The sequence below is a fragment of the Micromonospora krabiensis genome (assembly GCF_900091425.1).
GTDB lineage: Bacteria > Actinomycetota > Actinomycetes > Mycobacteriales > Micromonosporaceae > Micromonospora > Micromonospora krabiensis.
Genome location: NZ_LT598496.1, coordinates 2,827,635 through 2,839,854, shown reverse-complemented (window position 1 = coordinate 2,839,854; position 12,220 = coordinate 2,827,635). Strand labels below are relative to the sequence as shown.

At 75.5% G+C, this 12,220-nt stretch carries 13 protein-coding genes; 6 read left to right on the top strand and 7 right to left on the bottom strand.

The features are described 5' to 3' along the window. Positions 1-23 precede the first annotated feature (23 nt). Entirely contained in the window at positions 24-983 is a 960-nt protein-coding gene (locus GA0070620_RS12620) for an EamA family transporter (protein WP_197677586.1), read from the bottom strand. An 83-nt stretch (positions 984-1,066) separates the two neighbouring features. Here GA0070620_RS12620 and GA0070620_RS12615 point away from each other — a divergent pair, with 83 nt between their 5' ends. Continuing rightward, positions 1,067-1,960 carry a LysR family transcriptional regulator gene (locus tag GA0070620_RS12615; protein ID WP_091590365.1) on the top strand — a complete coding sequence of 298 codons (894 nt, stop codon included), beginning with the start codon at positions 1,067-1,069 and terminating at the stop codon, positions 1,958-1,960. Between the two features lie 98 nt (positions 1,961-2,058). Here GA0070620_RS12615 and GA0070620_RS12610 read toward each other — a convergent pair whose 3' ends face one another. Further along, on the bottom strand, positions 2,059-3,183 hold the full coding sequence (locus GA0070620_RS12610) for a LolA family protein (protein ID WP_091590363.1): 1,125 nt from the start codon (positions 3,181-3,183) through the stop codon (positions 2,059-2,061). Between the two features lie 93 nt (positions 3,184-3,276). Between GA0070620_RS12610 and GA0070620_RS12605 the strand changes: the two genes are divergently transcribed. Beyond that, positions 3,277-3,933, top strand: a complete 657-nt coding sequence (locus GA0070620_RS12605) for a response regulator transcription factor (protein ID WP_091598637.1) — start codon at positions 3,277-3,279, stop codon at positions 3,931-3,933. 50 nt (positions 3,934-3,983) lie between these two features. After that, a complete protein-coding gene (locus tag GA0070620_RS12600) occupies positions 3,984-5,369 on the top strand; it encodes a sensor histidine kinase (RefSeq protein WP_091598640.1) in 1,386 nt (461 codons plus the stop codon). 166 nt (positions 5,370-5,535) lie between these two features. Here the strand turns inward: GA0070620_RS12600 and GA0070620_RS12595 are convergent, their stop codons facing one another. After that, positions 5,536-7,272 carry a tetratricopeptide repeat protein gene (locus GA0070620_RS12595; protein ID WP_091590360.1) on the bottom strand — a complete coding sequence of 579 codons (1,737 nt, stop codon included), beginning with the start codon at positions 7,270-7,272 and terminating at the stop codon, positions 5,536-5,538. 57 nt (positions 7,273-7,329) lie between these two features. Next, positions 7,330-7,791, bottom strand: coding sequence for a MarR family winged helix-turn-helix transcriptional regulator (locus GA0070620_RS12590; protein WP_091598634.1), 462 nt, complete (start codon positions 7,789-7,791; stop codon positions 7,330-7,332). 49 nt (positions 7,792-7,840) lie between these two features. Between GA0070620_RS12590 and GA0070620_RS12585 the strand changes: the two genes are divergently transcribed. Further along, positions 7,841-8,362 carry a VOC family protein gene (locus GA0070620_RS12585; RefSeq protein WP_091590357.1) on the top strand — a complete coding sequence of 174 codons (522 nt, stop codon included), beginning with the start codon at positions 7,841-7,843 and terminating at the stop codon, positions 8,360-8,362. A gap of 24 nt (positions 8,363-8,386) precedes the next feature. Next, positions 8,387-9,352: a hypothetical protein gene (locus GA0070620_RS12580; RefSeq protein ID WP_091590354.1), complete on the top strand. Its 966-nt coding sequence runs from the start codon at positions 8,387-8,389 to the stop codon at positions 9,350-9,352. Between the two features lie 48 nt (positions 9,353-9,400). On the opposite strand, the gene GA0070620_RS12575 is transcribed toward GA0070620_RS12580, so the two are convergent. The 3 genes from GA0070620_RS12575 to GA0070620_RS12565 all read right to left on the bottom strand — a co-directional run bounded on the left by GA0070620_RS12575 (position 9,401) and on the right by GA0070620_RS12565 (position 11,182). Continuing rightward, positions 9,401-9,580, bottom strand: coding sequence for a DUF4236 domain-containing protein (locus tag GA0070620_RS12575; RefSeq protein ID WP_091590352.1), 180 nt, complete (start codon positions 9,578-9,580; stop codon positions 9,401-9,403). Positions 9,581-9,718: 138 nt separating this feature from the next. Beyond that, positions 9,719-10,174, bottom strand: a complete 456-nt coding sequence (locus GA0070620_RS12570) for an RrF2 family transcriptional regulator (protein WP_091590349.1) — start codon at positions 10,172-10,174, stop codon at positions 9,719-9,721. 90 nt (positions 10,175-10,264) lie between these two features. After that, positions 10,265-11,182, bottom strand: a complete 918-nt coding sequence (locus GA0070620_RS12565; RefSeq protein WP_091590347.1) for a helix-turn-helix transcriptional regulator — start codon at positions 11,180-11,182, stop codon at positions 10,265-10,267. 218 nt (positions 11,183-11,400) lie between these two features. Between GA0070620_RS12565 and GA0070620_RS12560 the strand changes: the two genes are divergently transcribed. After that, the gene (locus GA0070620_RS12560) at positions 11,401-12,177 is read left to right on the top strand and encodes an SDR family oxidoreductase (RefSeq protein ID WP_091590344.1); all 777 of its coding nucleotides are present in this window, start codon (positions 11,401-11,403) and stop codon (positions 12,175-12,177) included. Positions 12,178-12,220: the final 43 nt, after the last annotated feature.

The window sequence follows — 12,220 nt, the reverse complement described above, 5'->3', positions numbered from 1 at the left end:
TTGACAAGCCGTCTCCCTAAGAATTAGAATTCGGTGTCAGAACGGCTTTTCACAGCCGTTCTTTTTTGTGCGTGAACAGTGAAAGATAGCGCGTCGGCGCGGGCCCGACCAAGCCCGTCGGGCGCGTCACGTCGCACGGGCTCCGCCACCTCCGTCCGCCCGCCGGTGCGTTCCGCGCCGATGCCGGCGACCACCACGAACGCGACGCCCAGCAGCGGCGCGACCCCCGGCACCTGGCGCAACGCGACCAGGCCGACGACCAGGGCGATCGCCGGCTCCAGGCTCATCAGGGTGCCGAAGGCGGCGGTGGTCAGCCGGCGCAGCGCGAGCAGCTCCAGCGCGAACGGGATCACCGGCAGCAGCAAGGCCAGGCCCAGACCCGCGAGCAGCACCTCCCCGGTCAGGTCCGGAACGACCGACGGCCCGACGACCACGGTGGCCACCAGGGCGGCCGCCGGCATCGAGACGGCCAGGCCGCGGAGCCCGGAGACCTCGTCGCCGACCCGCTGGGTGAGCAGGATGTACGCCGCCCAGCAGGCGCCGGCGGCCAGCGCGTACCCCACGCCCACCAGGTCGGCGCCGCCCCGCCACGGCTCGGTGAGCAGCAGCACCCCGACGCCGGCGAGCACCGGCCAGAGCTTCGTGCCGCCCCGGCCCCGGACCACCGCGACCCCGAGCGGGCCGAGGAACTCGAGCGCGCTGGCCGTACCCAGGGGCAGCCGGGCCACCGCGGCCATGAACAGGATGGTGACCCCGGCGGTCACCACACCGAGCGCCAGGCAGGCGTACAGCGCGGAGCGGGTGAACGCGGACGGGCGTGGACGGACCAGGACCACGAGCAGCACCCCGGCCCAGGCCAGCCGGAGCCAGGCGGCACCCTCGGGGCCGACCTGGTCGAAGAGGCCGACCGAGGCGGCCAACCCGAGCTGCACGAGCATCATCGAGGCGAGGGCCATCGCCGAACCGGCGCGGGTGGGAGTCATGGGCCCAGTAGACCGCCGCCACACTGTTCACGTCCACGTGTCATTGCTGGACGTAGTGTTCGACATTACTGAACAATGCCGGGATGGACCTGCGCCGCCTCCGCCTGCTGCACGAGCTGGCCCGGCTGGGCTCGATGCGGGAGGTCGCCGAGGAGCTCGGCGTGACCACCTCCACGGTCTCCCAGCAGCTCGCCGTGCTGGCCCGCGAGGTCGGCGCCGACCTGATCGAGCCGTCCGGGCGGCGGGTCCGGCTCACCCCCGCGGGGCGGCGCCTCGCCGGGCACGCCGTGACGATCCTCGCCGCCGTCGACGCGGCCCGGCTGGACCTCGACCCGCAGGCCGAGCCGGCTGGCACGGTCCGCGTCGCCGGCTTCGCCACCGCCGTCCGCCGCTCGCTGCTCCCGGTCACCGCAGACCTCGCGGCCCACCACCCGGCGGTCCGGCTGCGCATCCACGAACACGAGCCGGCAGAGGCGTACGCGCTGCTCGCGGCGGACGAGGTCGACCTGGCGCTCACCTACGACTACCGCCTCGCCCCGGCGCCCGCCGGTCCCACCGTCGAGGCCACCCCGCTCTGGTCCGCCCTGTGGAGCCTGGGCGTGCCGGCCGACGCGCCGGGCGCCACCGGCATGTCCCCCGAGGTCTTCCGCCGGTTCGCGGCCCACCCCTGGATCGTCAACTCCCGCAACAGCGCCGACGAACTGGTGGTGCGCGCCGTCGCCTCCCTGGCGGACTTCGTGCCCCGCGTCGAGCACCGCGCGGACAGCCTGGAACTGGTCCAGGACATGATCGTCGCCGGGCTGGGCGTCGGGCTGCTGCCGGCCGACCAGCCGACCCTGCCAGGCGTCCGCCTGCTCCCGCTCACCGGCCCGGAGGTGCGGCTGCGCTCGTACGCGGTCACCCGCCGGGGCCGCGGCGGCTGGCCGCCGCTCGCCCTCGTCCGGGACCTGATCACGGCCCGCGCCGCGAACCCCTGAGCCGGCGCGGCCCGACCGCCCGAGACGGCGAGCGCCGCCGGCGATGTTCGCCGGCGGCGCCCCATGGTCCCGGCGGACTCGCCGGGTGACGGCCCGGGTCAGCCCCGGGCCACCTCGTAGAGCCGCTCCGGAGTCACCGCGCCGGCCAGCACCCGACCGTCGTCGGTGAGCAGCACGCTGAACAGCTTGCCGGTCAGCAGTCGGCCGCTGCCCCAGTCACCGCGGACCGCCGGCAGCGACCCCAGCCCACCGGCGATCGCACCGCCGGCCGGGTCCTTCGCCCCGCCGGTCGCGCCCGCCGCGGCGCCCGTCGGCAGGGCCTCGCCGGTCCGCGCCTCGATCACCGTGGTCCAGCCGGTGCCGACCGTACGCACCTGCGGTCGTGCGTCCGCCCCCGGCTTACGCGTCGGGGCGGCGGGCCGCTCGGCCGACTCCTCCCGCACCGTCACGCCGGGCGGCGGGTTGAACGAGAACTGGTCGGCGTCCGGCCGGCGGAAGTCGACCTGCGTGAACGCCACCTCGAACGCCGGCTGGTCACTGCCGGTGGCGAAGACCTCGAACCGCAGCGGCACGTGCTCGCGGGCGTCGATGGCGACCCGCAGCTGGTGCACCAGCGACGTCTTGTCCCGCGGCTCCAGCACCAGCTCGTACGCGTCCCGCCCGGCCACCGTCGCGGCCCGGCCGACGCTGACCGCGGTGCTCGGGTCGACGGCGGCCAACGCCTTGTCGGCGGCCTCCTGCGGGGTCAGCGGCACCTCGGGCGCCCCGCCCTCGTGGGCGCCCCGCTCGCCGGCGCCGGTGCCGAGCAACCGGTGGCTCGCCTCCTTGCGCCGGCTGTCCCACGTCCACAGGTCGCGGCCGTTGCGGACCACGTTCTTCTCGCCGAGCGTGTCCAGCAGGGCGATCCGCTGCTTGTCCGGCCCGGAGTGCCACACCCGCAGGGTGTGCGTGCCGGTCACCAGGGCGGTCAGGTCGTTGGTGCCGCCCAGCAGGCCGGCGATCGGCGGCAGACCGAGGTCGGCCCGCTGGACGACCGTGCCGGACAGCCCGTCCAGCTGGGCCGTCTGCAGGTCGACGAGGAGTTGGGCGGCCGTACGCGGCGGCAGGCTCGGCTCCGCCTCGGCGGCGAACGTGCCGATGGCGGCGCCACCGCCGATCACGGTGGCGGCGGCGACCGCGGGCACCACCCAACGCAGGACGGGACGACTCTTCAGGACGGACATCAGGCACCTCCAGACCCCATCCTGCCCGGTGGTGGCTGTGAGGGCGCTGAGGACGCCGGTATCGGTATGCGATCGGGTGGCACCCTTGACCTCGTGCGGCTGCTGGTGGTGGAGGACGAGGCGCGGCTCGCGGCCGCCCTGCAACGGGGCCTCCAGGCGGAGGGCTTCGCCGTCGATGTCGCCCCGACCGGTCCGGCCGGCCTGGACGCCGCGCGCGGCGGCGGCTACGACGCCATGATCCTCGACGTCATGCTGCCCGGCCTGTCCGGCTACGAGGTGGTCCGCCGGCTGCGCGCCGAGGAGCACTGGATCCCGGTGCTCATGCTCTCGGCCAAGGACGGCGAGTACGACCAGGCCGACGGCCTGGACTGCGGCGCCGACGACTACCTGACGAAGCCCTTCTCGTACGTGGTGCTGCTGGCCCGGCTGCGTGCCCTGCTGCGTCGGGGCGCACCCGAGCGCCCGACCGTGCTCGCGGTCGGTGACCTGCGACTCGACCCCGCCCGGCGGCGGGTGACCCGCGCCGACGTCGAGGTCGCCCTGACCGCCCGCGAGTTCGCGCTGCTCGACTACCTCATGCGCCGCCCCGGCGAGGTGGTCTCCAAGACCGAGCTGCTGGACCACGTGTGGGACGCCAGCGTGGAGACCGCCCCGAACGCCGTCGAGGTGTACGTCGGCTACCTCCGCCGCAAGATCGGCCGGGAGCGCCTGGAGACGGTCCGCGGCGCCGGCTACCGGCTCGCCACGTGAGGCCGCTGCCGCGCCCCCACCTGCCCGCCCTCGGGCTGCGCGGGCGGCTCATGGCGATCGGCGTGCTCGGCCTCTCCGTCGGGCTGGCCCTCGGTGGGCTGGTGCTGATCGGTGTCCTCGGGTTCGTGTTGCAGCGCAGTGTGGACAACGAGGCGTTCCGCACCGCCGACGCGGTCGCGCTGCTCGCCGCCGAGGACGCGCTGCCCGACCCGCTGCCGGTCGCCGGTGGGCAACTCCGGGTGCAGGTCGTCGACGCCCAGGGCCGGGTGCGGGCCGCGTCGATCGACGCGGACCGGCTCGTGCCGATGGTCCGCGCCGAACGACTGGAGCCGGACCAGCGGCAGCGGCTGGTCGTGTCGGGGGAGCGGGTCGGGCTCGCCGGTCCGGTACGGGTGGTGACGGTGCCCGCGGGGACCGCCGCCGACCCGCTCACCGTGCTGGTCGCGAAGTCGCTGAGCGACGTCCGGCACAGCACGCACGTGGTCGGCACCATCCTCCTGGTCAGCTTCCCGCTGCTGGTGGCGGTGCTCGCCGCCGTCGCCTGGCGGGTGGTCGGCGCCACCCTGCGACCGGTCGAGGCCCTGCGTCGGGGCGCCGAGGAGATCACCGGGCGGGCCGGCCCGGGCCGGCTGCCGGTGCCCGCCTCCCGGGACGAGGTGCACCGGCTCGCGGTCACCCTCAACGGGATGCTGGACCGGCTGGAGTCGGCCCGGCAGCGGCAGCGGGCGTTCGTCGCCGACGCCGCGCACGAGCTGCGCAGCCCGGTCACCAACATCCGTACGGAGCTGGAGGTCGCCCAGCGTCTCGGCGACCGGACAGACTGGGCGGCGGTCACCGACAACCTGCTCGCCGACACCGAACGGCTGAGCCGCCTCGTGGACGACCTGCTGCTGCTCGCCCGCCTCGACGAGTCCGACGCGGCCCCGTCCACCGGCGCGGCCTCGGCGTCCAGCGGCGCGGCCGGCGTGGGGGCCCGGGCCGTCGGCCCGGTCGAGCTGGGCGACCTGATCGCGACGGTCGCCGCCCGCTATCCGTCGCCGCCGGTGCGGGTGGAGCCACCCGGCGAGCCGCTGTGGACCGTCGGGCACCCCGACGAACTGCGCCGGGTGCTCACCAATGTGGTGGACAACGCGGTGCGGCACGCGCGTACCCGGGTGGTGCTCGCCGTCGGGACGGAGGGCGCGTACCACCGGGTGACGGTGACCGACGACGGACCGGGCATCCCACCCGCGGACCGCGAGCGGGTCTTCGACCGCTTCACCCGCCTCGACGACGCCCGCGCCCGGGACGCCGGCGGCGCCGGCCTGGGCCTGGCGATCGTCCGCGAGCTGGTGCGCCGCTCCGGCGGCACCGTCACCCTCGGCGACGCCGACGGGCCGGGCCTGCGCGTGTCGCTGCGGCTGCCGGCGCTGCCCGCGACCGATGAGGGCCGCTGACCTGGCCGTCGCCCGCGTCCGGGCGGGGCCGCGCGCCGCCGCCCAACTGCGACGAGCCCGATTACCGGGAGGGCATATCTATGACTCTCCGTCATGGCCCGTCCGGGAGACATGCCAGCCCGGCGGCCACCAGGCGTGACGGCGTCCGGGTGACCGGCGGCGAACGTCAGCGGCGGCGGGTGCAGACCTCGTCGGCGGTGGCGACGACGTCGGCGGACCAGACCACCGCGACCGTGAAGCAGTAGTCGGTGGTGCGGTTGAGGCCGTAGACGATGTAGCTGCTCTCGCCCGGCGGCAGGTCGGCGAAGATGCTCTTGTCCTGGCCGGCCCGGCCGCCGGAGATGACGACCGGCCCCTCGCCGCCGGCCGGGTACGTCCAGCGCAGCACGATGGAGTCCCGGGTGTCGCGCAGGTCGACCCCGCTGGGCGGGGTGCCGGGCGTCGCCACGGCCGTGCCGGGCGTGGGGGTCGCCGAGCCGCCCGGACCGGGCGGACCGCTCGCGCTGCCGGAGCCGGTCGGGTCGCCGGCGGTCGCCGTGCCGGACGGGGCGGCTGGCATGCTCGGTGTCGGATCCGGGTCGCCGTCCACCCGGGCCACCCCGGCGATCACGGCGGCGGCGCCGAGCAGCACCACCACGATTCCGCCGACCACGAACGGCAGCAGCCGGCGGCCCGCGGGAGCCGGCGGCCGGTGCACCGGCACCGGCAGCAGCCGGGAGGGCTGGTAGGGCTCGTCCGGGTCGTCCGGGACGCGGACCCGGTGCACACCGTCCGCCTCCTCGGCGGGGCCGGCGCCGGTCAACGTGACCACCGCCGGGGGCACGGCACCGCCGGCCGGTTCCGGCGGCCACCACGCCTGCTCGGCACCGACCGGCTCGTCGACGGGCTGACGTGGGTTGGGTACGGCGGGGGCGTCGTGGTCCGGCACCCCCGGCCGGTACGCCGTCCCGCCCGTGCCGTCCGCGTCCTGGTACGCCCAGCCGGCGCCGTCCGCGTCTGGGTGGGAGCCGCCCGTGCCACCCGTGTCCGGGTAGGCCTCCCCGGCACCGTCCGTGTCCGGGTAGGCCTCCCCGGCACCGGCCGCGTGCAGGTACGGCGGGTGGCTCGGACTCGCGGCCTCGGCCGGATGGTCGACGCGCGGCGGGTCCGCGTCGTCGGGAGGCGGGTTGCGGGCGGCGGGCACCGCCGGGGCGTCCGGTGCGGTGTCGGCGCAGACGTGGTCGGGGTTGGCGGCGGCCCGGGCCAGTGCCGCAACCTGGAGGGCCAGCGGGTCGTCGGCCGGGAGGTGCTGGCGGGCCAGCTCCCGCGCCAACGCCAGGTTGTCGTGCGCCTCGGCGAACTGCCCGCAGTCGCGTTGCATGCCGCCGAGCCGGGCGAGCATCTTGATGCCGCTGGGGTGGCCCTCGCCGTACACCTCGCGGTGCAGCTCCCAGGCGTCCTGGAGGCGGTCGCGGGCGACCTGGCACTGCCCTCGGGCGTACTCCACGGTGGCCAGGTCGGCGTGGGCGGCGAGCACACGCAGTGACTCCGGCCCCTCCTGGGCGGTCAGCTCGACGATCACCTCCTGGTAGAGGCGGGCGGCCCGGGAGTGGCTGCCCACCCGGTAGAGCACGGCGGCCAGAGTGGCGGCGGCGGACACGGTGCGTGGGTCGGAGCGGCCGTGCAGGCGGGTGGCGGCGGCGTACGCGAAGGCGGCCCAGCCGCGGGCGGAGTGCGGCTCCCCGAGGGCCACCAGCACCCGCGCCTGGAGGCTCGCCGCCTCGGCCAGCTCGGGGCCGGCGTTGGCGGGGCTCGGGTCGGCGTCGGTCAGCGCGTCGGAGAGCAGCCGTTGCGCGCCGGCCAGGTCGCCGAGGGACACCAGGTGGTGCGCCTGATCAGTCAGTTCGCCGAAGCCGGAGGGCACGCCCCATCGTGCTCATCCGGCGACGGTAAGTACAAGACCCGCGCCGGTGTGGATTGGTCAGGATCCGGTCAGGTGGTCGGCCAGGGTCTCGCTGATGCGGCGCAGCTGGTCGACCTGCGCCGGGGTGAGCGCGTCGAACAGGTGCCGGCGTACGCCCTCGACGTGGCCGGGTGCCGCGGCCGCGAGGGTGGCGAAGCCCTCGTCGGTGAGGTGCGCGACCTGGCCGCGCCGGTCGGTGGGGTGCTCCTCGCGCCGGACCCAGCCGGCGGACTCCAGGCGGGCGACGGCGTGCGAGAGCCGGCTGCGGGACGAGCCGGCGGCGTCGGCGAGCTCGCTCATGCGCAGGTGCCGGCCGGGGGCCTCGGAGAGCCGGACCAGGATCTCGTAGTACGCGTGCGGCATCCCGGCGTCGCGTTGCAACTCCCGGTCGAGCACGTCCATGAGCCCGCGTGAGGCGGTGAGGAAGGCTCGCCAGGTCTGCTGCTCCTCCGGATCCAACCACCGCGTCATGACGACCATCATAGCCGGTTTAGTTGAGGGCTCAACTAAACCGGGCTACCGTGGTGGCATGGGAATCCATCGACTCAACCACGCCGTCCTCTACGTCAGTGACCTCGCCCGCAGCGTCGCCTTCTACCGGGACGTGCTGGGCTTCCGCCCGGTCGAGATGACTCCCGACGGCTTCCGGGGCGCGACCTTCCTCCAGGCGCCCGACTCCACCAACGACCACGACCTCGGCCTGTTCGAGATCGGCGCCGCCGCCGGGCGGTCGACCGCCGGCCGGGCCACCGTCGGGCTCTACCACCTGGCCTGGGAGGTGGACACCCTCGACGAGTTGGCCGCCACGGCCGAGCGGCTGACGGCCGCCGGCGCCCTGGTCGGCACCTCCGACCACGGCACCACCAAGAGCCTCTACGGGCAGGACCCGGACGGCCTGGAGTTCGAGGTGGTCTGGCTGGTCCCCGCCGACCTGCTCGACGACGCGGCCCTGTCCGCGCGCAAGCGCATCGGACGGCTCGACCTGGACCGCGAGCGGCAGCGCTACGGCGGCCAGACGCGAGGCGGAGTGGGCATCTCGATTCCGGCCTGACCGGCAGTGCGGTAGAACGGCACCATGCCGACCGACCCGACCGCCCCCGTCGTCCGCGAACTGCTGGTCCGCCAGTTGGAGACCTGGCTGCCCGCGGCGCTGCACCGCTCGCGGCGGGCCACCGTCGCCCTGGCGTACGCGGGCGGCGACGCCGAGTCGTCGGCCGACGCCCTGCGGGTCGTCGCCGAGTACGCGGACCGGCTCCGCGGCCGTCGGCTCACCGTGCTGGTGCTCGCCACCGCGGCCGACCTGCCGGCGCGGCTCGGCCCGGTCGAGGCGGCCCTGCCGCCGGAGGTCGCCGTGCACGTGGTGCCCGGTGACCCGTCGCGGCTCCCGGTCGCCGCGAAGGCGTCCGGAGCGGCCGGCGCGCCGACCTTCTCCTTCGTGGACGCCGCCGGCGCGCCGACGGGGAACGACGCCGACAGCCCACCGGGAGCCGACGCCGGGCCGCCGGTGGCGGGACGCCCGGCCGGTGTGGACGCGGCGGTGCTGGCCGCGACGGCGATCGGCCGACCCGCCGAGGTGCTGCTCCGCCTGCCGGGTGGGAGCGCCCGCGCCGCGCTCGGCGGCGCGGGTTTCCCGCTCACGACCGAGGTGGAGCTGGTGCCGGCCGACGGCCTGCCGGTGACCCTCGCCTTCGGCACCGGATCGGATCGCAGCCTGGAGGCCGTCAAGGAGGCGCTGTGGGCGGTCGACGAGTTCGCCGGTGTCCGCTACCGCGACCCGGCGGACCCGGCCGGGCGGCTGCTCGACATCGCGCTCGACCCGGAACCCGGCCCGCTGCGCCGGGAGCTGCTGGCCGAGCTGGCGCGCTCCGGGCCGCGTACGGTGACGGAGCTGCGCCGCTACACGTTGACCTCGACGGTCTACCGCTCGACGGACGCGGTCCGCGCGCTCACCGGGCTGCTCAACGCCGGGGCGGTCACCCGCGACCCGGCCCACGGCCGGCTCGGCGGCGACGTGGTGGTCAGCCCCGCCACCCCCACCTGACCAGCTCGCCCCGCCCCGACGCCGTCGGGACGGGGCAGGGCCCGGAGGTCAGGTGCGGGACTTGTCCTGCTTCCACGACAGCGGGCCGGGCAGGTCGACGCGGTGCGCCCTCGCCCGCGAGTTCCAGGACCACCGCCCGATCTTGATGCTCCACGACGAGAAGCCGTTCTCGGTGAAGTTGAGGATCAGCGGACCGATCTTCTTGCGCTTGCGGAACATGAGGCCCATCGGGGGACTCCCTTCGTCACCGTTCCCTGCCGTGTCGGACGTGAACATTCCCGATGCGACGAATGACGAAACGCCGTCCGATTCCATCCTGGACGGTCCGGGCGAAGGGTCACCGGTGCCGGTCCGGCCGGCGACCGGTCAGCGTGGCTCCCACGCGTCCGGCAGCGCGGTCAGCTTCCGCACGTGCGCCGGCAGACGACCGTCGACGATGTCGGCGAGGCTCACCTCGTCCACCACCCGACGCAGCGCCGCCCGCACCGCCACCCACAGGTTGGGCAGGTTCTCGGCCGCGCCCACGTAACTGGTCTCCTCCGGCCGCAGGCCGCGCACCCCGGCCAGCGGACCCTCGACCGCCCGCAGCACCGAACCGACGGTCACCTCGCGTGGCGCACGGGCCAGCGTGTAGCCGCCCTCTGCACCCCGCTGGGCTCGGACGACACCGGCGCGGCGCAGGTCAGCCAGTACGGCCTCCAGGAACTTTCGGGGCAGGTCCTGGTCGCCGGCGATCGTCTGGGTGGACAGCAGCGACGGGTACGCGGCGGCGAGGCTCAGGGCCGCCCGGACCGCGTAGTCACCGCGCGCGGAGATCTGCACCCCGTCATCATGCCCAACCAGGGTGGACGGCGGGTGCGCCGGGCGCTCCACCGGGTCGGGCGTGCCCGCCTCCCCACCACACCGGACCGGTCAGCGCAGCGAGCGGGACGGCGCCGGACGGGCGCGCGACGACTCGGCCGGCGAGCGGGGCCGGACGATCGCGGCGGGCGGCGGCTCGTCACGGGCGGCCCGGAACGCGCCCGGGCTCACCCCCACCTCCCGGCCGAAGAACCGGCCGAAGTTGGTCGGCTCGGAGAAGCCGAGGCGCCGACCGATCCGCGCCACCGGCTCGTCCGTCGCCGCCAGCAGGCGACTGGCCTGCAACGCCACCCGATCGTCGATCACCTGCTTCGCGCTGCGCCCGGTGACGGCCAGGCAGGCGCGGGTCAGCGTACGCACCGAGCAGCCCAGCCGCGCCGCGTAGTCCTCGACCCGGCGGGTGTGCTGGTAGTCGCGCTCGACCTCGCGGCAGAACCGGTCGAAGGTGTCCTGCTCGGGCCGCGCCGCCGGGTGCCGCTCCTGGCCGCCGAGGGCGAGCCGCAGCAGCAGCACCGCGAGCTGGTGACGCAGCAGCGGCTGGGCGGCGGGCACCCCTCGGTGTCGCGCGCAGTCGACGGCGAGCTGGCTGACCTCGTTGATGACCGCGTCCTCGTCCTCACCGGCGAGCTGCCGCCACGTCGGTACGGCCTCGGGGTCGACCTGGAGGCCACGCAGCGCACCGGCCTCCCACCGCACGACGGTGGCGTCCAACTGCGGGCAGGGGCAGCGCAGGACCTGGCCGACGCGTACGCGCAGCAGGGTGCCCGGCCGGCAGGGCAGCGGCTGGAAGTCCACTTCGGCGTCGCCGTGCCCGCCCGTGGTCAGCACCAGCAGGTCCCGGTCGACGAGCACGGGGCGACGCCAGCTCGGGTCACCGGCGAGGTCGGCGAGATCGAGCGTCTCGATTTCCACCGGGAGGACGGACGGGGTGCTGACGATTGCCGCGGGCGGCTGACCGGGAGAGACCATCGCTGCCGACGGTAGCCCGCGCCGCAGGTCATCGCATCCCGACCGCCCGTTCGGGCGCGCCGCCGACCGGCCGTCCGGCTCCGCGCGGTCTTGTCCCGGTCCCGGCACCCGGGCTACGTTACCCGGCGGTAGCGCCGTGTGGTCCGGCCCGACCGGCGGCCGTGCCGCCCGCGTCCCCCGCCGGCCACCGGGCACCGCCGACACCTCGAGGGGATGGCATGACGGATCTGTTCTCGGTCGAAGGCAAGACGGTCCTGGTCACGGGTGGTTCGCGGGGGATCGGCCTGATGATCGCCCAGGGGTTCGTCCGGGCCGGAGCGCACGTGATCATCTCGTCCCGGAAGGCGGACGTCTGCGCCGCGGTGGCCGAGAAGCTCTCCGCCGAGGGGAGCTGCGAGGCGATCCCGGCGGACCTGGGCGGCGACGCCGGGGCCGAGGGCCTCGCCGCCGCCGTGCGGGAGCGGGTCGATCGGCTCGACGTCCTGGTCAACAACGCCGGCGCCACGTGGGGCGCGCCCCTGGAGGCGTACCCGGAGAGCGCCTTCGACAAGCTCTGGGCGGTCAACGTCAAGGCCGTCTTCCGGCTGACCACCGCGCTGCTGCCGGCGCTGCGCGCCGCCGCCAGCGCCGACGACCCCGCCCGCGTGATCAACATCGGGTCGATCGACGGCATCCGGGTGCCGTGGATGGAGGTGTACGCGTACTCGGCGACCAAGGCGGCCGTGCACATGCTCACCCGCAGCCTCGCCCACCAGCTGGCCGGCGAGCAGATCACGGTCAACGCGATCGCGCCCGGCCCGTTCGAGAGCAAGATGATGGCGTTCGCGCTGGACGACCCGTCGTCCCGGGAGGCCATCGAGAAGCAGGTGCCGCTGGGCCGGATCGGGCGGCCGGAGGACATGGCCGGCACCGCGATCTACCTCTCGTCGCGGGCCGGGGCGTACCTCACGGGAGCGGTCATTCCGGTCGACGGGGGCATCACCACGCACGGCTGACGCGCCGGCCGCCCCGGGGCGGCCGGCTGCGCGTACGCCCCGG